The organism is Aquiflexum lacus (assembly GCF_015476655.1).
Classification (GTDB): Bacteria; Bacteroidota; Bacteroidia; order Cytophagales; family Cyclobacteriaceae; genus Aquiflexum; species Aquiflexum lacus.
Genome location: NZ_JABFHF010000006.1, coordinates 29006 through 52821, shown reverse-complemented (window position 1 = coordinate 52821; position 23816 = coordinate 29006). Strand labels below are relative to the sequence as shown.

Below are 23816 nucleotides of genomic sequence, written 5' to 3'. Positions count from 1 at the left end.
TGAATTTTGGAGTAAGGTCTTGAAAAGCCATGGGAAAAATCATTTTAGAAAATAAGGACTACACTTTTGACCAAATCAAAAACGGACAATGGAATGAAGAAGATCCCTATCTGCATCAGTCATTCTCATTCTGTCAACAATGGCTCAAAGGAGTTGAATCATTTGAATTAAAAACATCCGGATCTACCGGGAAGCCCAAGAAAATCCAGGTCAGTCGCAAACAAATGGAGATTTCTGCTGCTGCAACCAAAGCTTTTTTAAATATTGACTCTGAGTCAACTTTACTATGTTGCCTGAACACTGAAATGGTTGCCGGTAAAATGATGCTAGTCAGGGCTATGGAATGGAATGCTGATTTGGTTTTGGTCAAACCCAAAGAGAATCCTTTGGAAAAGCTTTGGTATGAATCTCGCATTGATTTTACAGCTATGGTACCCTTACAGGTTCAGGCTTGCTTGTCAGATGAAACAACTAAGCCGAAGTTAAAAAGTATAAGGACTTTGATTATTGGCGGAGCGCCAAGTTCGGGATCTCTGAAAGAAAAAATAGTTGAAGAAGATATCAATGCTTATCAGACTTTTGGAATGACAGAAACAGTTTCCCACATTGCGCTAGCTCCAATTACAAAAGGTGAATTGGTATTTGAAACCCTTCCGGGTGTCAGCATTGGCACTGATGAGGATGGGCGTCTGTGGATTTCAGCAGGTATGGCTTCAGAAGAAAAACTTCAAACAAATGATATTGTTGAATTGTTTAACAATAGTCAATTCAAATGGCTGGGCAGAGCTGACTTCACCATTAATTCAGGAGGAATAAAAATTCAACCTGAGGTATTGGAACCACAGTTGTCACCCTTTATTATAAATCATTTCGGAGATGTTCCTTTTTTCGTTTTTGCAAAACATGATGAAAAGTTGGGCCAAAAATTGTTGCTCATCCTTGAGTGTGAAATTATCGAAGCATCAAAAATAAAATCCTTTCAAAATGACCTAAGAGCAAATCTTATAAATTATCTTGTACCCAAAGAGGTTTTGGTACTTGATAAATTTACAAGAACTGAGTCCGGAAAAATAAACCGATTAGAAACCATTAAATCATTATGATGAAATTACTTTTGATACTTTCTTTAATTGTGGGAACGATGTTTTTTGAACAAAATTCAAATTCTCTGACATTGACAGTGACCAACGTGAAAAATGAACAGGGCGTGGTCAGGGTTTTGCTTTTCAAAGGTGATTCCGGCTTTCCGGACGATCCTGACAAGGCCTTTAAAAGTGCGTCTGTTAAAATTTCAGGAAATAAGGCCGTTACCGTTTTTGACAATATTCCTGAAGGCACTTATGCACTTTCTGTTTTTCACGACAGTCAAAATACAGGGAAATTGAGAACCAATGCTTTTGGGATTCCAAGAGATGGCTATGGTTTTTCAAACGATGCGATGGGAACTTTTGGACCACCAAGTTTTGAGAAAGCAGCATTTAAAATTACCGCAGGTAAAAATAATGCGAACATCAATCTGAGATGATTCTATCTTCGCGGTTGAAAAACACTGTTTATGATTCTTTTGGATTACCCCTACACGTCAGACTTTCTGATAGACACCGTCGTTAAAAATCAATTCCCTGTTGTTGCTACCAAAGAAGCAAAAGAAATTCTTAAGGGAACAAATGCCAATTTGATCAGCGAGGAAGCTGCCATTGCATGGGTCAAGTCAAATCCTTTAAGTCCTGTTTATACCAACTCTGAGAACAGCATTGCGTGGATACAACAAAACCTGAAGGGCACCGGTCTTCCGGGAAAAATAGAGGCCTTTAAAAACAAATTTAAATTCAGGGAATTGATTCAAGATGCCTATCCTGATTATTTTTTCAAATCAGCCTCATTATCAGAGTTGGAAAATTTGGATATCAACGATTTCAAATTCCCATTTATCATCAAGCCTGCGGTTGGGTTTTTCAGTATTGCTGTGCACAAAGTGGATAATCCAGAAGATTGGCCATCTATTGTTGGCAAAATTGAGAAACAGATTGAAAAAACTAAATCCCTATATCCCAAGGAGGTGGTAAGCAACACGGATTTTATCATTGAGGAATATATCCGTGGGGAGGAATATGCATTTGACTGTTACTTTGACCAAAAAGGAGAACCTGTGATTTTAAATGTTCTCCACCATGTTTTTACTTCAGAATACGATGTCAGCGATAGGGTTTATTCCAGTTCAAAAGAAGTGATCGACAGACTTTATCGACCCATTATGGATTTTCTACAAATGATCGGTTCAAAGATTGATCTCAGAAATTTTCCATTACATATTGAATTCCGGGAAAGTGAACCTGGGAAAATCAATCCCATAGAAGTGAATCCCATGCGGTTTGGAGGATGGTGTACCACTGCTGACCTGACCTGGTTTTCTTTTGGCATCAATTCATACGAATACTTTTTCAATTCAAAAAAGCCTGATTGGAAAAAAGTTTTTGAAAACAGAAAAGACAAAAAATACAGTCTTATTCTTTTGGACAACCAATCAGACATCGCCCAAGAGGATATAGCCTATTTTGACTTTGAAGCCATTGCCAAAGATTTTGAGCATCCAATTCATGTTAGAAACGTGAATATGGACAAATTCGGCGTTTTCGGTTTCCTCTTTACCGAAACGAGTAAAGGAAATGAGCGGGAACTGGAAGAAATCCTACACTCCGACCTGAAGAAGTATATGGTGCTGAAAGGGTGAGTGTTTCAGTGGGCAGTTGCCAGTTGGCAGTGTTCAGTTTTTAGTTTTCAGTGGGCAGTTTCCAGTTGATCAGTTTTGAAGTTATCAGTTTGCAGTGTGTCTGTTTTGAAGTGGTCAGTTTGCAGTCTGTCAGTTTGCAGTGGTCAAGTTTGCAGTGGTTTTGTAAGCATCAGCATTTCAATGTTAAGCCCAAACTTCTACTGCCTACTGCAAATCATGACTACCCAGCCGTACACTGTGACTGCCGCCTGAATCTACCAAACTGCAAACTGCGACTGCCAACTGAACACTGAAAAACCTGCCTATGCAAAAAACCTTCGAGGTCTAAAAAAAAGACCTCAAAGGTTGTCAAGCCTACTGCCAACTGCGACTGCCTACTGAAAACCGCCTACTGCACAACAGGCCCTCCCCCGGTTGCTTTATACATCCGTGCATGGGCGGAAAGTAATTGTTGCTGAAGGTGAACAAGTTCCAACTCCGCATCAAAAGCCTGCCTCTGGGATTCGAGGAATTCCAGATAACTCGTAATCCCTTGGCTATACCTTTCACCACTTAGGAATTGGGCATTTAAGGCTGAGGCTTTTCTTTCTTCCGCTATGCTGATTTCTTCCATCAGGGTGCTGATTTCAATTTTTAGGTCCTCTACCTCCCTAAATGCATTCAAAACGGTATTTTCATAAGCAAACAATGCCTGATATTCTTTGCTTTGGGCTATATCTACTTGCCTTCTTAACTGTCCCCAAAAAAGCAGAGGCCCAGCTAGCTGCCCCCCCAAGTTCCAAAGAGGATTCCTCAAACTCAGATCGGTGATATTGTCTGAAATGATTCCAAGTGTCGCATTGAGACTAATGGTTGGTAAGCGATTGGCTTTGGCTACGCCAACCTGAGAGTTTTGCGACATAAGGCTATATTCTGCTGCAATGATATCAGGCCTGTTGATTAACAAATCTGCCGGGCTGAATCTCGTCAGATCCAAAGAAAGTTTCTGTTCCGTCAATGGCTTGCCGGTCACTATACGCATTGGATTCATTCCCACCAAGAAACTAAGTGCATTTTCTAACTGAACTGTTTTTCGGTGAAATCTCGGGACGGACCCTGCTGCAATGGCTTTCAATATTTGGGATTGGTCCACATCTGTTTGGGGAACTATTCCTTTTTCAAACCTCAATTTGATAATTTGGTGCATGCTGTCTCTGAGCGCCAGATTTCTCTGTGCGATCTCATACTCTTCTCTAGCCTGCAACAGACTAAAATATGTACTGGCCACATCTGAGACAAGTGATATTTGAATACTCTGTAAGCCGTATTCACTGGACAATAGATTGAATCTGGCGGCATCGGACAAGTTTCTGATTCTTCCCCAGAAATCCAACTCCCAATAAACCCCTGTACCTGCAATAAACAGCTCGTTTACCTGGCCTATTTGATTGAAAAGAAAATTTCCCCTTTCGGCAGATGCCTGTGCACCTACCATCGGAAGGAAATTTGCATTCTGAATCTTTAGTGCATAACGGGCTTGCATGATTCGCTCAGATGCAATCAGGGCATTTCTGTTATATATCAATGCATTCTGAATCAGATCCATTAAAACCGGGTCATCAAAAGATTCCCACCAAAGAATATTGGCATTCCCTATTTTGGGAAGGGAGTCAGTATTCAGGGTATCGGACTGGACCATTTCAGCCACTGTCAAATCTGCTTTGAATTGTTCAGGCACCAAGACATCTGCTCCTTTGTACGGCTTTCCTGACTTGCAGGCTACCAAAAACACTATAGCTATAGCTAAGTAAATGAGTTTTCTCATGATCCTGATTGATTTGATTTTAACCTATTCAAATCTCTTTTTTCCTCATATCCAAAGATTTTTCCTATAAGAACGAAAAGCATCGGATACATGAAAACTCCCAAAAATGTTGCAATTCCAATTCCGCCCAATAGTGCCATTCCCATTACCTTCCTCGCTTCAGCTCCTGACCCGGAAGCAAGAACCAAAGGAAGTATGCCAAGCACGAAAGAAAACACTGTCATCAAAATCGGTCTGAACCTCAGTTTAGCTGCATCCATCGCCGCATCATATAGGGATAAGCCTTCATCGAACTTCAGCTTGGCAAATTCAACAATCAGAATCGCGTTTTTCGCGGCCATGGCAATCAAAAGAATCAAGGATATTTGTGCGAAAATATTGTTTTCAAAACTGATACTGAAATACCTGGCCACGACCAAAAACAGAAATGCTCCGAAAATCGCGAAGGGAGTTCCTAACATGATACTCAATGGCAGTGACCAACTTTCATATTGGGCTGCCAGGATCAGAAATACCAAGAAGAAGGAAAATACGAAAATAATACCTGCAGATCCCGAAGATTGTTTTTCCTGAAAACTCATGCCACTCCAACTGTAGGACATATTGGAAGGAAGAACTTCTGCTGCCACTTCCTCCAAAGCATTTAAAGCCTGAACAGAACTGTAACCCGGGGAAGGTATACCCGTCACCTCAGCTGACCTGTAAAGATTGAACCTATTCGTATATTCCGGGCCACTGACATCCTTAACTTCTACGAATGTACTGATAGGGACTGACTCTCCTTCTTTGTTTTTAACAAAAAACAAGTCTAGGCCTTTCTCATTTTGCCTGTACTCCGACTCAGCCTGTATGTAGGCCCTATAAATCCTACCGAATTTTGTGAAGTCATTGACGTAAGCTCCACCGGTAAAAGCTCCAAAAGTGGAATATACATCCTGCAGGTTGACCCCTGTTTTCAATAATTTATCATTGTTTAGCTCAATAAACCGCTGCGGAACCGAAGCCTGATATTGTGTGGAAGCTCTTCCTATCTCAGGCCTTTGATTGGCAGCTTGAATAAAGGCCATGGTATTGTTAAAAAGATATTTAGGGTCTTCGCCCAATTGGTCCTGAATCATCATGCTGAAGCCAGAACCCGAACCCAATCCTGGTATGGCAGGAGGACCAAAAGAAAATGCGATGGCATCTTTTACTTGGGTGGCTAGGATTCCGTTTATTTTTTGAGATACCTTGATAGCTGTCATGCCTCCACGCTCCTCCCAGTCTTTCAGAGTTACAAACATAAAAACAGAATTGGTACTCATGGCATCCGCCAGTAAGTTGTACCCTACGGCTGTTGCAAAGGTCTCTACTTCGGGAATTTCTGCAATTATTGCCTCCACCTTTTGAGCTACTTCGCGCGAACGCTGTAAACTTGCTGCATTTGGAAGCTGCATACTAACGAAAATATATCCCTGATCTTCCTCGGGAATAAATCCACCCGGTAAAGTATAGCCCAAAATTCCCGCCGCTACAACTGTCAATAAGATAAAAACTGCCCCGCGTTTCAATTTACCTCCCACTACTTGAGTGACATTCATGTAGGATTGGGTTGATTTTTCGAAAGCCCTATCAAATGAATTGAAAAACCTGCCCAATAATCCCTTTCTCTGTCCTTCCTTTTTGGGTTTCAATAAAAGAGAGCAAAGTGCCGGACTAAGGGATAATGCATTGATACTTGATATAAATACCGAAACGGCAATAGTGATGGCAAACTGCTGGTATAAGCGACCTGTGATCCCCGGAATGGCTACTACAGGAACGAACACGGCTATCAATACAAGACTAGTGGCAATGATAGGTGCAGTGACTTCTTTCATGGCCTCGGTAGTTGCCTCCTTGACGCCCATTCCTCCATCCATCTTCACCTGTACGGCTTCCACCACTACAATGGCATCATCCACCACTATCCCTATAGCCAAGACCAATCCCAAAAGAGACAAAACATTGATGCTGAACCCCAATAAAGGGAACAACATAAATGCGCCAATGAGTGAAACCGGAATGGCCAATGTAGGTATCAAGGTTGCCCTCCAATCCTGAATGAATAAGAAAACTACCAAAATCACCAAAAGCAAAGCGATAATTAATGTTTCGATGATTTCAGCGATACCTGCAACGATCGGCTTGGTTGAATCCAAGGTTATTGAATGACTAACACCTTCGGGATAACTTTGGGAAAGATTATCCAATTCTTTCATCACATCCTCCACCACCTTTACTGCATTTGAGCCGGGAGATTGGTAAATGGAAATCAATGCGGATTGAGCTTTGTCAGTTGTCGTAAAGGCACCATAACTTTCTGTACCCAGCTCAACCCGGGCAATATCCTTGATCCTGACTTGAGAACCGTCAGGATGTGTTCTAACGATGATCTCATTAAATTCCTTTTCTGACTGAAGTCTCTCAGGCAACCTGATGACATAGGTAAAGTCAGTTCCAGGTGGTGCAGGCTCTGCGCCAAGTTTACCTCCAGGAACAATGATACTCTGCGCACGGATGGCTTCCGTAATCTCGGCTATTGTAATCCCCATTTTTGCGAGGATATCCGGTTTAACCCATATTCTCATGGAATAATCAGAAGAGCCAATTACGCTTACACGGCCAACGCCTGGGATTCGGGCCAAATTATCCCTGATGTTGATCATCGAATAATTTCCCAAAAATTTCTGGTCATACCTTCCATCCGGAGAAACCAGAGAGATCAGCAATAAAATATTGGACATGGATTTTTCTGTTGTTACCCCCAATCGGGTTACTTCCTGGGGCAGCTTGGCCATGGCTGCTGCTACCCTGTTTTGGGTAAAGACAGTATTCATATCAGGATCTGTACCAATATCAAATGTCACCTGAATACTCATGGAACCATCATTGGCATTGGTGGACTTCATGTAAATCATGTTTTCCACACCATTGATTTTTTGTTCAAGTGGGGTAGCAACGGACTGTTCTACACTCACTGCATTGGCGCCGGTATAACTTGCCGAAACACGGACTACAGGTGGGGTAATGTCGGGATACTGTTCGATGGGAAGGCCTCCGAGAGCGACCAAGCCAACCGTTACCGTCACTATGGCGATTACTATGGCTACAATAGGTCTTCTTACGAAAAAGTGATGTTGATCTTGCATGGAAGCCTATTTTGCAGCGTTAAATTGAATGACTTCTATATTTACCTCTTGGCCTCCTTTTACGGTCATCAGACCATCTATCAAAACCTTTTCTCCCTTTTCAAGACCTGATTTGATGATGAATTTATCTTCAAAACTGTCAAATATCTCCACCTGCTTTTGGATCACTTTGTTTTCTGAATCCACCACAAACACATTGAAAAATCCCTGAACCTCAAATGCACATCGCTGAGGTATGACCAATCCATTTTCCACCACATTGACCATACTCCTGACTTTTGCAAACTGGCCCGGGCGAATGAGACCTTCAGGATTGGGAAATATACTCTGGATTAAAATAGATCCTGTAGTTGGATCTACTTCTCTATCAATAAATCTGAATTTTCCTGTAAACGGAAATAATTCACCATCAGCCAAAAATAATTCTAAAGGTAAATCTGCCTTTTTCACATCGGTGGGAGATAAATCAATCACCTCCCGGGCTAAAGTCAGGTAATCCCTTTCACTTAAAAAGAATTCAACAATGACACTGTCTATCTGGGAAACTGTATTAAGTATAACCGGATTTGGAGACCTACCTACATATTCCCCCACTTTTGCCTTCGTTTTTCCAATGATGCCTGTGATCGGAGAATAAATATTCGCATAACCCAAGTTTACCTTCGAAAGACTGAGACTGGCTTCAGCAGCCTTTAAGGATTCTTCAGCAGCTTCTTTTCTTGCAATGGCCGCATCGAGATCTCTTTTACTCACAGCATTGAGTTCTGCTAAGGGTTGAATTCTATCAAGGTCATTTTTCGCATTGACCAACATGATTCTTGCTTCAGAAAGACGGCTTTGTTCCCGAGTGACTTCCAACTTGTAGGGATAATCATCAATGGAATAAAGCAGCTGACCTTTATTGACCCTCAATCCTTCATTGAAGTGGATTTTCTCAATAAACCCATCCACCCTTGCACGGATCGGAATATCAGCTTTTCCATAAACCTGCCCCACAAAATCTTTATAAATCGGAATGGTCTCCTGTGCAACTTCTACAGCTTTGAGATTTTGAACAATGGCGACAGTTTCTGTTTTCTTTTCACATCCAAAAAATACAAAAGGAAAAAAAAATAATATATTCTTCAACGGTATTATTTTCATATCTGGTGGTTAAACAAGTTAAAGTTGACAAATTTAAAAAAAAATAATTCTTAACAAACTATAATACAGGATAATAGAGTAGCCTATATCTGACAATTCAACGTATTGTTGAACTATTAATGAAAAAAGCTAATTTTAACCATTATTGCATCTCATTCTTCAAACCATTCCAAATACATGCATCTTAAAACAGAAGACCTTACAAGACTAGAAATTGAATATGATTCAGGGGTAATACCTCCTCCTTACAGTCATATTTTCAAGTTGAAAATCGGTTTCGGTAAAAATTTTTTGGAAAGTCAATTGGATATGGTCTATACTGAGAGGGAAGAAATCTCAGAGGAAGAAATACTTAATGAAGGCTTTACTTTAGATGATGACTTCCATTTTCAGGGTGAAATTCACAAAATCTGGGAAAAACCTTTGAAAGAGCTTTATGCCAAAACTAAATGGTCCAATAAAAAACTTGACGAAGAAGGTGGCATAAAAGTATTGGCCAAAGACCTTCACGGACAGTTTAGTCGGACTGTTCCGATCAATCAGCAAGATTGGCAGTTTTTTGCACAGGATTACATTCAGGCTATCTATGAGGTAAGTCAGAAAGAAGCCCCCCTGACGATTCATTACCTCATCAAGGAATCCAATGATGTAAAGGAAGTAAGTCTGACGGTAAAATTTTCAGTCCGAAAAATGGAATTGAAAGTAAATGGTGAAGAAAAAGAGGCGGATTGGGATGAATGTAAAACCTTATTGTCACATATTTTTATTCCTGACTATGACTACGGGATTGCAAAAGAAAAAAAGCCAAACCAACAAGGTCAATTTATAGATTGTGGGGATGGTTATTGGCATGAAATAGGAAAAGGAGTCATCAATATTGACGACTCCTTTGATGCTGTTTCCAAAATAAAGAAAGGTTTCAAAAAGCTGGTTTCTTCTTAAGGAAGGGCATTTTTATAAAAATCCCTGACATAGGCCAAAAGCTGATTATCGGTCAACTTATTACTGCTTTGTACAGAAAACCACTTCCCGTTGTAGGATTTGTTTTCTCTCAACCTATTTCTCAATTGTTCTTTAGCTGTGCCTGGCCCAAAAAGAAGGATATCATCAAATCTATGAAGCTTTCCTTCCATTATTTTAAAATATTCATTCAGTTCTTTCTGGGTAATATTGTTTTTTTTGTGCTCATTGTTAGAGGCATGTTCAGGATTTGGGGAGAACCGTGTCATATCATTGACCTCACCTTCAATCCTTTTGATACTTTCATGGGGTGAGTCAATTGTCTCAATTATTTCAACATTACCATTGTTGTATCCAATCAATTGGGCCTTGGAATGATCGATCCAAACTCCAACTTGCTTAAATGAATTTTCACTCATGTTTTTTGGGTTTATTTTATGATTGATTATCGAATTTCTATGAGCATCAAGTTACAATTTTTTAATAAATACCCCATACTTTTAACGCCCTTTAACTTTTTGAATTTTCTTCTGCCAAAATGATATTTTCAATTCCCTTAAGCAAAGCATCAGGATTAAAGGAGATACTGTCAATTCCATTTTCCACCAAAAATTGGGCAAAAGCAGGATAATCACTCGGTGCTTGTCCACAAAGTCCGATTTTCTTTCCGGCCTCTTTAGCTGTTCTGATGACAGATTGAAGCATGGATTTCACGGCTTCATTATTTTCATCAAACAGGTCAGCTACAAAAGCAGAATCCCTGTCAATACCCAAAGTCAACTGTGTCAGATCATTGGAACCAATGGAGAATCCATCAAAAATCTCTGCAAACCCCTTGGCCAAAATTACATTGCTTGGAATTTCTGCCATTACATAAACTTCCAGCGCATTCTTGCCCCGCTCTAATCCATACCCCTTCATAGTTTCCAAAACCTTTTTGCCTTCTTCCACCGTTCTGCAAAATGGGATCATCAGTTTGACATTTGTCAAACCCATCTCGTCCCTGACGATTCTCATGGCCTCACATTCCAATCCAAACCCTTCTTTATACCGCTCATTGTAATACCTTGAAGCTCCCCTGAAGCCCAACATTGGATTTTCTTCCTCTGGCTCAAAAGGCTTTCCTCCTATCAATTGGGCATATTCATTCGTTTTGAAATCACTCATTCTGATGATCACATCTTTGGGGTAAAAGGCGGCAGCAACCATTGCCAAATTCTCCGAAAGCTTTTCTACAAAATATTTCCTTTTGTCAGGATAATATTGGGTGATGGCCGCTATGGCTCTTTTGTCATTGCTCTCCGGCATAGTATTGTAATTCACCAATGCCATGGGATGTATGCGGATTGCATTGCTGATGATAAATTCCATCCGTAACAAACCCACCCCTTCATTGGGATAAAAAGATAAACGGAAAGCTCTAAATGGGTCAGCCAAAATAAACATGGGTTTGGTTTTGGTTGGTTTGATGGCTCCAATATTGATTTCTTTTTCAGACCATTCCAATTTTCCGTCATAAATCATCCCTTCATCACCTTCAATACATGAAACGGTGATAATCTGTCCATCCTGTAACTTTTCAGTGGCATCCCCTGTCCCTACCACAGCATGGATTCCCAACTCCCTTGCCACAATGGAGGCGTGACTGGTCCTTCCACCTTTGTTGGTCACAATACTCACTGCCTTGCGCAGCATCGAATTCCAATCGGGATTGGTAATATCCGCAACGATAATATCTCCATCTTTGACTTTACCCGAATCGGCCATAGATTTGACAATACAGACCCTGCCACTGGCAATGGCAGTTCCCACAGCTTTTCCCTTCGTGATTGGGTTTGTTTTGGAGAGTAAGATGTATTCCATCACAGTAATTCCGGATTTCTGTCCGTGCACTGTCTCAGGTCTGGCCTGTACGATAAACAATTCTCCGGTCAACCCATCCTTGGCCCATTCGATGTCCATAGGGAGTTTGTAATGTTTTTCAATTTTATAACTCCAAGAAGCCAAAGTTTCCACTTCCTCAGGTTCCAAAGAAAAAGAATTGCGCTCAGCCTGACTTGTCTTGATATTGGCTACGGGCTTTTCTCCCCCATTGGCGTATACCATTTTATTTTCCTTCTCCCCCATTTTCTTAAAAATCAAACTTCGGATTCCCTTTTCAATGGAAGGCTTGAATGCATAGAATTCATCGGGGTTTACTGCTCCTTGGACCACATTTTCCCCTAATCCCCATGCCGAGGTGATGTAGATAACATTTTCAAATCCTGTCTCTGGATCAATACTAAAGATCACACCTGCGCTTCCAATATCCGATCTGACCATTCTTTGGACGCCAACTGAGAGTGCTACATGCATGTGATCAAAACCATTGTCCACCCTGTACTTGATGGCACGGTCATTAAATAAAGAAACGTAACAGCGGTGAATCGCATCTAGCAGATTTTCTTCACCATTAATATTTAAAAAACTATCGTGTTGTCCTGCAAAACTAGCTGTGGGCAGGTCCTCAGCTGTAGCAGAACTCCTTACAGCTACTGAAATCTTCTCCGCTTTGGACAAATTCCTATAAGCTTCCAGAAAATCTTCTTTCATTTTTTGAGAAAAAACCCCATTAGACATCAATGAACGGCAAGACTTTCCGATTTCTGACAAATTACTGAGCTTGACAGTATCAAGTTCCTTTAATTTTTTATCCAACAATTCATACAGTTTATTTTCATCCAAGAATATCCTGAAAGCTTCTGCTGTGGTCGCAAATCCATCGGGAATTTTGATACCTTTGGGGCTCAGTTCAGAAAGCATTTCTCCCAAAGAACCATTTTTACCTCCGACTGTTGCAACATCAGAATTCCTTATTTTTTGAAATTGAATCGTGTAGTGTGACATATTAGTATTATTTATATGGTTATCCATTTCTTGGCCAGAAATCCAAGATTATAATTCAAACAGTTCGCCTGCCTGTCCGGTAGGTAGGGAAGTCCGAAGTCGGATTTCCGATGTGCCGGGCATTTCAGTTTCCTAGCAAGAATTGTATGGTATTACCATTTTTCTGGCATCATTGCGTAGATACATAATGATTTATTAATGAACTCCCTCAAGTTATTACCAAACCACTAAAAAAATTATGATCTAAATCACCGATTATCCTGACTTTTATATTTTAACAGAAATGAGAAGTATCTTTCGGGAAAAATCAGATTCAAACCAAGATGAGTGAATTGCAGGGCACAAGGATCAATAAATACCTGAGCGAAGTGGGTTTTTGCTCCAGACGGGCTGCTGATAAGTTAATTGAGGAAGGTAATGTTACAATAAATGGAAAGGTTCCTGAAATGGGTACCAAAACTTTTCCGGGAGATGAGATCAGGGTGAATGGAAAGCTGATTTCAGAGCCCAAAGAAGAGCATGTTTATATCGCCTTCAACAAGCCTGTCGGGATAGTTTGTACTACAGATACCAAGACAGAGAAAGACAATATCATTGACTATATTAAACACCCAAAGCGTATTTTTCCGATTGGGCGCCTGGACAAGCCCAGTGAAGGGTTAATTATGCTTACCAGTGATGGGGATATTGTCAACAAAATCCTTAGGGCAAAAAACAACCATGAAAAAGAATATCTGGTCACAGTAAACAAACCAATTACAAAAAGCTTCATTCAGAAAATGGGGAATGGTGTACCGATTCTGGATACAGTGACATTAAAATGTAAAGTCAAACAGATCAGCCACAATAAATTCAATATTATCCTTACCCAAGGGCTAAACAGACAGATAAGAAGGATGTGTGAATACCTTGGTTATGAGGTCACTAAATTGAAGCGTATCAGAATCATGAATATCCCTCTTGATATACCTATTGGTAAATGGCGCAACCTGACAAAAAAGGAAATGGAGGAAATCAACCGCTTAGTGGCAGACTCCGCCAAGACATTCGATGACTAAATAGGTAGAACACCTCTCATTTTATAATATATCGGTCTTTGGCATGATGTTGGAATAGATAATAAATGACTGATGGGATTCTATCTGGCAAAATCAATTACTAAACCAACTATTCTTATTATGAAAACTTTAATGTTTAAATCGGGCATATTTGCCCAATTCCTTGTTGTTATTTTTCTGGTAAGCTGTTCTAGCTGGAACAATACCCAAAAAGGTGGTACAATAGGGGCAGGAACAGGTGCTGCAGTAGGCGGTCTATTTGGTTCCAAAAAAGGAAAAACCGGCGAAGGTGCCGTTATCGGTGCAGTCATTGGAGGTGCTGTAGGTGCAGGAATTGGCGTGTATATGGACAAGCAAGCTGAAGAATTGGAAAAAGAAATGAAAGATGCCGAAATTGAAAGAGTGGGAGAAGCCATCAAAGTAACTTTTGATTCAGGGATTCTTTTCGGGTTTGATTCTTACGCACTTACACCCGCTTCACAGGAAACGATTATGAAGTTTGCAGACATACTCAATGAGTATCCTGATACGGATATTACCATTGAAGGGCATACAGATGACAAGGGGGCTTACGAATACAATCTTAACCTTTCCAAAAAAAGAGCAGAGGCTGTCAATAACTACCTCAAAATGCAACAAGTAGGTAGTAACAGATTGGTTACAAATGGGTATTCATTTGACAGACCCATAGCGGATAACACCACTGAAGAAGGACGTGCCAAAAACAGAAGGGTTGAAATCCTGATTACGGCAAATGAAGAATTAATTGAAAAAGCAGAAAAAGGCGAAATTGAAAATTAAAGCTCATTGGATTGAAATTCTGTTCTTATACAATTCAATTAACTGAAGACAGAGGATTTCTAAAGCAATCCATAAATACTCAATTTCTTCCATGAAAGCTTAAGGAGCAGAAATAAAGAATCATTCAATACTAATACTCATAGTTAATATAACTATGAGTATTTTTTTAACCTAAATTTCATATTTTATATTAAATATTATTTTTTCACATTATTATTTTAACCATTTATATATATAAATAATAATTTTTTAACAAATATGATTTATTTTAAAACCAGTATTTAAAATTATAACATAAATATGAAACATCTTAACAGAAGAACCTGGCTTAAGACCAGCATATTGGGACTTGGAGGAATTACGGCATTGCCGGCTACATTATCTGCCCTTGAAGACAGGAAGTCCAAATGGCTTTCAAAGAGTATGGTCAAAGAACTCCCCTTCAATGCAGACCCTGCAGTTGCAATGAAGGCGAGGTTATTGGCTAATGAGAATCCTTTTGGACCCTCTGAAAATGCCATAAAGGCCATTTCAAATTCCATTTCCATGGGAAACAGGTACGGACATGCAGATGCAGCTTATCTCATCAGTCTCATTGCCGAAAAAGAAGGAGTCAAACCTGAAAACATCATGTTGGGTCCTGGATCAACTGACTTACTGGAAAAAACTGCAATCTCCCTGTGCAGAAAAGGCGGAAACGTGATTTCAGCCGACCCTTCCTATCTTTCTTTGGTCAATACCGCAATAGCAATCGGTGCATCTTGGAAGGCAGTACCTCTTAAAGAAGACCAAAGTCATGACCTCAATGGTATGCTAGCCGCTATTGACTCAGATACCAAACTGATATATGTCTGCAATCCGAATAACCCAATGGGTTCAATTACAGATTTTGATCAAGTGAAAACTTTCTGTAAACAAGCATCCATGAAAACTCCTGTTTTTGTGGATGAAGCTTATCTCGAGTTTTTGGATAATCCCGAAGAAAAATCAGCTGTCAATTTGGTGGCCGAAGGTCATGACGTGATCGTAGCAAGAACTTTTTCCAAAATCCATGGAATGGCAGGTTTGAGGATTGGGTATATGGTGGCAACCGAGGAAAGAATCAAATCCGTGACTGACTTGGTCAGAAGCACTATGGGTCTGTGTATTACCTCTCTAAAAGGTGCAATTGCTAGTTTTCAGGATGAATCATTTATTGCAAAATGCCGTGACCTGAATAAAGCTTCAAGGGAATTTACTTCGGAAAGCATACATGCTTTAGGCTATCAGGAAATCCCTTCCTATACCAGTTTTATGATCTTCCCGATCAGAAACGATGCAAAGTCATTTTCCAAATCCATGTTGGATCAAGGTATCGGAATCCGGATGTATGCCATCGATGAAAAACCTTGGTGCCGTGTCAGTATGGGAACAATGGACGAAATGCACCTATTTGTTGATGCACTTAAAGTCACAGAAGCTTAGAAAACCAAACCCAAAATAGCCTTTTGAACCAAATTGAATAAATAAAAATCCGAGTTATGAACCCCGCCGTTCAAAAGACGCTATCCTTGATTATCTTATTATTGATCGGCTTTTTGCTGAGAAAAAAATTCCAAGATCCTGCCAAACAAAACGGATTGAAAACTTTAATTCTGACCGTGGCATTACCGGCAATTATTTTCGTGGCATTATTAAAGGCAGAAATCAAGGCTGATCTATTGGCATTGCCATTCCTGGCACTTGGATTCAACTTCATTCTTTTTTTCCTGCTCAAATACCTACTTCCATTATTTGGACTTGAAAAAGACTCCCCTTCTTACCGAACTTACCTCTTATTGTTCCCTTCTTTGGCTCCGGGATTGTCTTGTTTTCCTTTTTTGATTGAGTATTTGGGTGATGATGCCCTGGCTTGGGGGGCTTTGGCAGATATTGGCAACAAGTTCTTTGTGCTTATTTTCGCCTATATGCTTGCCATGAGTTGGTTTATCAGGAATTACCCCAACAGCAATAATGGGACTAGGGAAAAGGTAAAATCCCTTTTAAAGAGTTTGGTAAATGAACCAATCAATATCGTCATGATTTTGGCAATGATTTTATTGGGATTAGGAATCCACATGGAAAACCTGCCACCCTTTCTATCTTCCGCTATTGGAAATCTAAGTAGCCTCATGACTCCTCTAGTTTTGATTTATATTGGAATTGCAGTTATCTTCAACTGGAAACAGATTAAAAAAATTACAGGGCTACTGTTCCTTAGGTCAGGTATAACTTTTATTGTGAGTGGATTGATGGTTGTCTTTGTACCTACCCTATCGTTTCCGGCCATTTTGGTTTTGGTAGCATTTCCTCAGAGTGCTATCAGTTTCTGGCCTTTTGCCCACATGTCAGCTTTTGTAGGTATGGAACAAAAAATGGAAGACAATAAAAAAAGGACTTTTGACCTAGAACTTGCTGTAAATATCCTTGCTGTTTCCCTTCCCTTTTCTACTGCCATCATGTTGGGCATATTCTCTTTTGGGGAAGCCTTCACATCTCCCACCCTCTTGTTTTCAATTGGATTTTTGATGATTATTCTAAGTAGTTCAAAAGCATTGTTGAAATGGATTACTCCAATGGAATTACGGGCAGAACTCAAAAAAAGCTTGGGGTCTTTATTTTAACCTGATTATCTCTGAACGGAGGTCAAGGATCATTTGGGAAATGTCTTCCAAACTGACCGGCTTTGCTTTGTCTTTGGGATTGGGGAAATCAGTACTGATAAAAGCTTTGGCTTCCCATATTTCCAGAACATCCTCCCCTTTCACTTCATAAGGCTTGTAATGTTCATTGTCCGAAACCAAAAACAGTTTTCCGTTCTCATCCAAGTAATTGAACACCCTTTTGTAAACCACGCCCTCAGAAGAAGTGACCAAGACATAGGTCTTTCCGCTTTTAATTTCCTTCAGTTGTTCGACGTAGGACCCTATAATGACCGTACCCGGAACCAAAGGCAACATGCTATCGCCACTCAGTTCAAAAGCACGATAGGTCGAATTCCTGGAAAGCGTGGGAATATGAAATTGGGGCAAGGATTCCATATACTCCGGATCAGCAAAACCATTTAGGTATCCTGCAGATGCCTTTTGCCCGACCATGGTGATATTCTCTCTATCCTGTTCATCCGCGGCGATGGTCAGTATTTTTATGTTTTTGTTTTGGTTTAGCCGAAGACCATATTGCTGGATATCGTGGTGCAGCAGTTCATCGATGCTCACAACAAACAGTTCGGACAAAATCGCCAAAGTAGAAAGTTTGGGTTCCGACCTGCCATCCTCATAGGCCGAAATCATCGTCCTTTGCAAATCCAGCTTTTCCGCCAGTTCGCTTTGGGTCAATCCGGATTCTGACCTTAGAAATTTGAGATTCTTTGCGAGTAACATAATTTAAGCAGAATAAAGATAGAAATTGTTGTCCTCCCTGACGGGGTTTTTCACAGAAAAAGGGTTTAATCCTGAAGTGGACATCTTTCTTCTCTCCAAGCGCTCCTGTATCTCCGCTATGATTTCCCCAATTGGCTTGGGTTCATTGACCAAAAGGTAGCCATATTGTGGCTTTTGCTCATCTTCTACAAAAAATTTCACTTGACAATTTCCCGAAGGTAATTCTTTCTGGGTCACAGATATCTTTTCCATTGCTTCCATGTTTATTGCTGTTTAACAGGAGCTAATATAAAAAGGTTATTTTAAATAACATATAGATGTTTGTAAAATTAACATTATTGTGACGTATACTGTCTGGAAAAGTTGGAAGTAGGGAAGTTGGGAGTTTGGAAGTGGGGATTGAATTGGAAGATTTTAAAATTGGAAAATTGATTAATCTATAAAATAATACCTACAATCTTATGTCTTAAATCTTGTGTCTTTTTCAAACCATCACAAATTCCCTGAAATTGTCCCGATGGATGACTTTGGTCTTGGCTTTATACGATTCAACAAACGAAGCGGGAAAATTTACTTTTTGTTTGGGATTCCATTTGAATTCAAATCCTAGAACCTTCCCATCAAATGTTTCTACAAAATCAACTTCCTGTTGGAATTTGGTTCTCCAGAAAAAAATCTCCCTGTTCAAATGGTGGTATTCCAAAAACTTCACCCTTTCACTGATCAGGAAATTCTCCCAAAGTGCTCCAATGTCATTTCTGAGTGAAACAGGCGAAAAATTATTTATCAAAGCATTTCTCACCCCATTGTCATAAAAATAGATTTTTTTGTTTGTTTTAATTTCATTTCGCAGGTTTCTGCTGAATGTCCCCAACCTAAAAATCACAAATGCCTGTTCAAGCAATTCTATATAACTGATAACGGTTTTGACATCGATTTTCAAAAGATTGCTGAGTTTATTAAATGAAACCTCATTTCCCACCTGATAGGCCAATGCTTGTAACAACCGATGAATGGCATCAGGCTTCTTGATAAGTCCCAAAGAAAAAATATCCTTATAAAGATAGCTTTCGGAAAGCTCCAAAAGCAATTCCTTTTGCTCGGCAACATTGGTCAGAATCTCCGGATACATTCCAAATACGAGTCTTTCTTCAAGACTTTGCTCAGCCCTTACAAATCCTGCATGTTTTTCCCACTCTTGCCAACTGATTGGATATAAAAAACATGTCCACTTTCTTCCTGTAAGCGGCTCTTGGGTCAATCCTGAAAGTTCAAAAGATGACGAACCGCTTACCAAGACCTGAACATCATTGAACCTGTCGTGTATTATTTTGAGCGTAATACCAATGTCTTTTATCCTTTGGGCCTCATCAACAAAAACCAACGGATAATTTCCCAAAATACCTCTCAACTGTTCAGTATTTGGAGAATTTAGAAGTTCTCTAATAGTTGGATCATCCCCATCTAAAAACAAATAGTTTTCGGATTTCAAAATTTCATTGATCAAAGTTGTTTTACCAACCTGTCTTGGACCAATAACGATAATGACTTTTCTCTTATAAAGCTTATCCTTTATCCACTTTTTTTGTAATCTTGCTATCTCCATGATCAATAGGTTTTGATAGTTAATCAATTTTAATTGATTCAAATATACCAACTTTTGTGGATCATACTCCATAAAAGTAGCTACTTTTGTGGATCGTATTCCATAAAAGTAGCTACTTTTATGGATTTATAGGGATATGGATATAAAAATAGACTTCCAATACTGGAAGCCAATTTTTCAATTTTACAATCCGCCACGGCGGACAAGTTCTTACAACCTTTCTATCCTTCTGGATAAACGTCAAAAACCTAAGTCAAACTTCACTCATTTGAAAAATACCTTTAATTAGGTCTGCATCCTCTCAACTTTCACACAAAGTCTTTGCCAATTTGGGATCTGATCGCCTCCGCTACAAAACTGTTTAAGGAGGTTTTGGCTTCCATAGCCAAAAGTGCCGCCTTTTGGTGTAGCGATGCTGGAATCCGAACATTGAAACTGCCTTTAAATGGTTTTTCCGGCGTTTTTCCTTCTTCTTTGAAATCTGACAAATAAGTATCTATTGCATTCTTGAAATCTTCTTCCAGCAGTTTTCCAGTTTCACCCTCAAAGGAGATCAATCCGTTAATTCCCAGAACTTTTCCATAGAGTAAATTATCCTCAGCGCTGTATTCAATGCTGCCCGTATAACCTTTATATTCCAAATATTTCATAATCCCAATATTTCCCTGACCTGTTTCATTTGGTATTTTTTCATGATCCCACTTGGATGCGGTTTGTGGAGCATTAATGGAACACCTTCCCTATTCTCGAACCTTACCCTTGACCCAGAGGTTTTTCCTTTTTTTACCTCCTCAAAACCAAAGTGCTTAAGTAGCTTAACCATCTCATCATAATGAAAGTCGGATGGATTGCCTAAAAACCTTTCAATCAGTTTTTCTATCTTTGTCACAACCCAAAGTAACTATATTTGGTTGCATTTTCCAAGAATTTTTTTTCTAATCTAACCATAGTAAGTCTTGACACCAACCTCCTTTTCAAAATACCTTGACCACAATGAACCTTATACTTAACAACTTAGTGAACTACTTCTGAGCAAAACTAAACACAGCCTACTGACCGCTGAAAAACTGATCACTGCCTACTGGGAACTGAACACTGCCAAATGAAACTAAACACTGATCACTTCCCAAACCTCCCCTTCAACATTGCCAACTTCGCCGCCATATCACCTTCTGCTTCGGGTTCTTCTTTCTTCTTTTTTTCTTTTGGAGTGAATTTTCCCCTTTCTGCAAATGGGTCAGACTTCATGCTCAATGCAATCCTCTTCCTTGGGATATCCACTTCCGTGACCGTAACCTGTACTTTTTGGTTGACGGATACAACTTGGGAAGGGTCGGTTACAAACTTATCCGCCAAATGGCTTAAATGAACCAATCCATCCTGATGTACTCCGATATCCACGAAGGCTCCGAATTTGGTGATGTTAGTGACAATCCCGGGAAGCTTCATCCCCACTTTCAAATCCCTCATTTCATTGACTCCATCCTGAAAGCTGAAAATCTCAAAAGTTTCCCTTGGGTCTCTTCCCGGTTTGGAGATTTCCTCCATGATATCCTGAAGCGTAGGAAGACCAACAGTTTCAGAAATATAATTTTTCAGGATGATTTTTGACCTCAGTTCCTCCGAACTCATCAAATCATTCACTTTGGCACCGATATCCTTTGCCATTTTCTCCAACAATTCATAGCGCTCTGGATGGACGGCACTTGCATCTAAGGGATTTTTGGCATTTCTGATCCTTAAAAATCCTGCGGCCTGTTCAAAAGCCTTGTCCCCTAACCTGGGTACTTTTTTGATTTCATTCCTGCTTTTGAAAGGTCCGTTTTCATTCCTGTAACTGACAATATTCTGTGCCAATACCGGCCCCAATCCCGATACATAAGTCAAAAGCTGTTTGGAAGCGGTATTCACTTCTACCCCTACTCCATTCACACAGCTCATGACGGTGTCATCCAATGAATTTTTCAAGGCTCCTTGATCTACATCATGCTGATATTGACCAACTCCTATAGACTTAGGATCAATCTTAACAAGTTCAGCCAAAGGATCCATCAATCTCCTGCCGATTGAAACAGCACCCCTGACAGTCAGGTCATAATCAGGGAATTCCTCCCTTGCCACATCTGATGCCGAATAAATGGACGCGCCGCTTTCATTGACCATGGTCACGATCACATTCTTGGGCAATCCAAGGGATTTGACAAATGACTCGGTTTCCCTGCTAGCTGTTCCGTTTCCTATGGCAATGGCCTCCACCTTGTGTTTTTCTACTAAACTTCTGATGGTAGCTGCTGCTTCGGCAATTCGCTTTTGGGGTTCATTGGGATAGATGGCATCGTAACTCAATAATTGTCCTTGTTGACCAAGGCAGACAGTCTTACAACCTGTCCTGAAACCCGGATCAATGGCCAATACCGCTTTTTCTCCTAAAGGTGCGGCCAACAATAACTGTCTTAGGTTATCAGCAAATACCTTGATAGCCTCTTCATCTGCCTTCTTTTTGGTAAAAAGCCGGACCTCTGTTTCCATTGATGGTTTTAATAACCTCTTATAACAATCTTTGATAGCCATACGAACCTGTTCAACCGATGCATTGGCAGCATTTTCCAATACCGTTTTCTCCATCAAGGTAATGGCTGAGATTTCATCCGGACTGGTATCCAACATCAAAAACAGTTCTTTCTCCCCTCTTCTCATGGCCAACACCCTATGGGAGGGTGCCGTCTTTACCGATTCTGTCCAATCAAAATAATCCTTATACTTGATGGCTTCTGCTTCTTTTCCAGGCAAGACTTTGGAAACAAATTGGCCTTCGTTGATAAAAAGCTCACGCATTTTTTTCCTCAACTCCACATTTTCATTGATCCATTCGGCAATAATATCCCTTGCACCCTGTAGAGCCTCTTCCACGGAATTGACTTCCTTTTCCGCATCAATATATTGCGCTGCTTCTGTTTCAATATCGAAAGACACCTGGTCAAAAACCTTTGTTGCCAGAGGTTCCAGTCCCTTCTCTCTGGCAACAGTTGCTTTTGTCCTTCTTTTGGGTTTGTAGGGCAAATACAAATCCTCCAAAAGGGACATAGTTTCAGCTTTACTGATTTTATCTTTTAATTCAGGAGTTAATTTACCTTGTTCTTCGATGGATTTCAGGATGGCTTCTTTCCTCTTTTCCAAATCCCGCAACTGCTGGGTCCTGTCACGGATGGCAGCTACCTGCACTTCATCCAGACTTCCCGTTACCTCTTTCCTATATCTTGAAATAAAGGGAACAGTCGCTCCTCCATCCAACAATTCGATAGTATCTGTGACCTGCTTGACTTTGATGCCCAGTTCCCCGGCTATTTTGACAAAATGATTGATATCCATTTGATGTTAATTTGAGGGCGCAAAGTAGCAAGCTTTTAAAAGCCGTGCCAAGTTTTGGTCAATATATCTAAATCATTGCTGGTTAAAAATCTGATACTCTTCGTGAAAAAAATCATAAAAAAAGCCTGCAAATTTTATTCGCAGGCCCATTAATTTATATTTGATTTTGTGATTACCTAGGCAATCTGATTACCACTGCTCCAGTAAATCCAAATTGGATGACGGATGAAAAACCGCCTACACCTACCTGGGTACCACCTCCCGGACTCCACCAAAGGTTTGCGCCCACGTTGGAAATAGGCATCATCAAGTTGGCTTGAAGCCTCAATCCCACATTATCGGTAAAGAAATACTTCATACCACCGTTGATACCTACAGTAAACCGTGTGATGTTATTGAAAGTGTTGTCAGTAGATGCCAAGGTGCCTGTACCTACTTTTAATCCACTGAAAAAAGCCATTTGACTGGAAGTTGGAAACAGCCTATTATAACCGATCATCGCATAGTGGGCTTGTATACGTTCCCGTACAGGACCATTCAATTGGCTGGAATTGGCTGTGCCAATTCCAGCCTGATAACTGTACAAAAGCTCTACTTCCGCCAAATCATTCAGACCAAACCCAAGCATACCGCCGACCGTTTGCCCACCACCTAATCGGGCTCTGCCACCAAAAATAGGAAATCCGTGATCGAAAGTATATCCTGTAAAAGGGGTGATTTCAATAGATTGGGCGCTGACTTCAAAGAGGGATACCAAAATCAGAACCGGAATCAATATTATTTTTTTCATTTTGAAAGAATTAAAGAAGTTGAAAATATCGGTAAATATTGCAATAGTTTGTTAATAATTAAATAATTCAAAATAAAATTTAAAAAATTATTGATTA

20 protein-coding genes are annotated in these 23816 nt (G+C 40.1%); 8 read left to right on the top strand and 12 right to left on the bottom strand.

What is annotated here, in order from left to right; all coding sequences use genetic code 11:
- The first annotated feature begins 29 nt into the window (after positions 1 to 29).
- The 3 genes from HMJ38_RS07540 to HMJ38_RS07530 are packed head-to-tail and all read left to right on the top strand — an operon-like array spanning position 30 to position 2731.
- Positions 30 to 1103 carry an AMP-binding protein gene (locus HMJ38_RS07540; protein WP_194973771.1) on the top strand — a complete coding sequence of 358 codons (1074 nt, stop codon included), beginning with the start codon at positions 30 to 32 and terminating at the stop codon, positions 1101 to 1103.
- Positions 1100 to 1525, top strand: a complete 426-nt coding sequence (locus HMJ38_RS07535; RefSeq protein ID WP_228779935.1) for a DUF2141 domain-containing protein — start codon at positions 1100 to 1102, stop codon at positions 1523 to 1525. The genes HMJ38_RS07540 and HMJ38_RS07535 overlap by 4 nt, the downstream gene beginning before the upstream one ends.
- A 30-nt stretch (positions 1526 to 1555) precedes the next feature.
- Positions 1556 to 2731 (top strand): ATP-grasp domain-containing protein, encoded by a 1176-nt coding sequence (locus HMJ38_RS07530; protein ID WP_194973770.1) that lies wholly within the window; start codon positions 1556 to 1558, stop codon positions 2729 to 2731.
- A 388-nt stretch (positions 2732 to 3119) separates the two neighbouring features.
- On the opposite strand, the gene HMJ38_RS07525 is transcribed toward HMJ38_RS07530, so the two are convergent.
- Genes HMJ38_RS07525 through HMJ38_RS07515 form a run of 3 tightly spaced genes read right to left on the bottom strand, consistent with a single transcriptional unit; the run spans position 3120 to position 8848 of the window.
- Positions 3120 to 4535, bottom strand: a complete 1416-nt coding sequence (locus tag HMJ38_RS07525; protein ID WP_194973769.1) for an efflux transporter outer membrane subunit — start codon at positions 4533 to 4535, stop codon at positions 3120 to 3122.
- Positions 4532 to 7705 (bottom strand): efflux RND transporter permease subunit, encoded by a 3174-nt coding sequence (locus HMJ38_RS07520; RefSeq protein WP_194973768.1) that lies wholly within the window; start codon positions 7703 to 7705, stop codon positions 4532 to 4534. The genes HMJ38_RS07525 and HMJ38_RS07520 overlap by 4 nt, the downstream gene beginning before the upstream one ends.
- A 6-nt stretch (positions 7706 to 7711) precedes the next feature.
- Positions 7712 to 8848 carry an efflux RND transporter periplasmic adaptor subunit gene (locus HMJ38_RS07515; RefSeq protein ID WP_194973767.1) on the bottom strand — a complete coding sequence of 379 codons (1137 nt, stop codon included), beginning with the start codon at positions 8846 to 8848 and terminating at the stop codon, positions 7712 to 7714.
- Between the two features lie 177 nt (positions 8849 to 9025).
- Between HMJ38_RS07515 and HMJ38_RS07510 the strand changes: the two genes are divergently transcribed.
- The gene (locus tag HMJ38_RS07510; protein WP_194973766.1) at positions 9026 to 9790 is read left to right on the top strand and encodes a hypothetical protein; all 765 of its coding nucleotides are present in this window, start codon (positions 9026 to 9028) and stop codon (positions 9788 to 9790) included.
- Here HMJ38_RS07510 and HMJ38_RS07505 read toward each other — a convergent pair.
- Both HMJ38_RS07505 and ppsA read right to left on the bottom strand, forming a co-directional pair.
- Complete coding sequence (locus HMJ38_RS07505) at positions 9787 to 10227, bottom strand: hypothetical protein (protein WP_194973765.1); 441 nt, start codon at positions 10225 to 10227, stop codon at positions 9787 to 9789. The genes HMJ38_RS07510 and HMJ38_RS07505 overlap by 4 nt on opposite strands.
- A gap of 91 nt (positions 10228 to 10318) precedes the next feature.
- Positions 10319 to 12694 (bottom strand): phosphoenolpyruvate synthase, encoded by a 2376-nt coding sequence (gene ppsA / locus HMJ38_RS07500; RefSeq protein WP_194973764.1) that lies wholly within the window; start codon positions 12692 to 12694, stop codon positions 10319 to 10321.
- Between the two features lie 323 nt (positions 12695 to 13017).
- On the opposite strand from ppsA, the gene rluF reads away from it, so the two are divergent.
- The 4 genes from rluF to HMJ38_RS07480 all read left to right on the top strand — a co-directional run bounded on the left by rluF (position 13018) and on the right by HMJ38_RS07480 (position 17195).
- Entirely contained in the window at positions 13018 to 13752 is a 735-nt protein-coding gene (gene rluF / locus HMJ38_RS07495) for a 23S rRNA pseudouridine(2604) synthase RluF (RefSeq protein WP_194973763.1), read from the top strand.
- A gap of 120 nt (positions 13753 to 13872) precedes the next feature.
- Positions 13873 to 14553, top strand: coding sequence for an OmpA family protein (locus HMJ38_RS07490; protein WP_194973762.1), 681 nt, complete (start codon positions 13873 to 13875; stop codon positions 14551 to 14553).
- Positions 14554 to 14853: 300 nt separating this feature from the next.
- Complete coding sequence (locus HMJ38_RS07485) at positions 14854 to 16017, top strand: pyridoxal phosphate-dependent aminotransferase (RefSeq protein ID WP_194973761.1); 1164 nt, start codon at positions 14854 to 14856, stop codon at positions 16015 to 16017.
- A gap of 56 nt (positions 16018 to 16073) precedes the next feature.
- A complete protein-coding gene (locus HMJ38_RS07480) occupies positions 16074 to 17195 on the top strand; it encodes an AEC family transporter (RefSeq protein WP_194973760.1) in 1122 nt (373 codons plus the stop codon).
- Here HMJ38_RS07480 and HMJ38_RS07475 read toward each other — a convergent pair.
- From HMJ38_RS07475 to HMJ38_RS07445, 7 genes are all read right to left on the bottom strand, one after another.
- Positions 17187 to 17954 (bottom strand): XRE family transcriptional regulator, encoded by a 768-nt coding sequence (locus HMJ38_RS07475; protein WP_194973759.1) that lies wholly within the window; start codon positions 17952 to 17954, stop codon positions 17187 to 17189. The genes HMJ38_RS07480 and HMJ38_RS07475 overlap by 9 nt on opposite strands.
- Before the next feature lie 3 nt (positions 17955 to 17957).
- Complete coding sequence (locus tag HMJ38_RS07470; protein ID WP_194973758.1) at positions 17958 to 18215, bottom strand: hypothetical protein; 258 nt, start codon at positions 18213 to 18215, stop codon at positions 17958 to 17960.
- 223 nt (positions 18216 to 18438) lie between these two features.
- The gene (locus HMJ38_RS07465) at positions 18439 to 19560 is read right to left on the bottom strand and encodes an ATP-binding protein (RefSeq protein WP_194973757.1); all 1122 of its coding nucleotides are present in this window, start codon (positions 19558 to 19560) and stop codon (positions 18439 to 18441) included.
- Positions 19561 to 19868: 308 nt separating this feature from the next.
- Positions 19869 to 20210, bottom strand: coding sequence for a type II toxin-antitoxin system HicB family antitoxin (locus HMJ38_RS07460; RefSeq protein WP_194973756.1), 342 nt, complete (start codon positions 20208 to 20210; stop codon positions 19869 to 19871).
- A complete protein-coding gene (locus tag HMJ38_RS07455; protein WP_194973755.1) occupies positions 20207 to 20449 on the bottom strand; it encodes a type II toxin-antitoxin system HicA family toxin in 243 nt (80 codons plus the stop codon). Before HMJ38_RS07455 ends, HMJ38_RS07460 begins: the two co-directional genes overlap by 4 nt.
- A gap of 230 nt (positions 20450 to 20679) precedes the next feature.
- On the bottom strand, positions 20680 to 22929 hold the full coding sequence (locus HMJ38_RS07450; RefSeq protein ID WP_194973754.1) for a Tex family protein: 2250 nt from the start codon (positions 22927 to 22929) through the stop codon (positions 20680 to 20682).
- A 172-nt stretch (positions 22930 to 23101) separates the two neighbouring features.
- Complete coding sequence (locus HMJ38_RS07445; RefSeq protein ID WP_194973753.1) at positions 23102 to 23719, bottom strand: outer membrane beta-barrel protein; 618 nt, start codon at positions 23717 to 23719, stop codon at positions 23102 to 23104.
- Positions 23720 to 23816 lie beyond the last annotated feature (97 nt).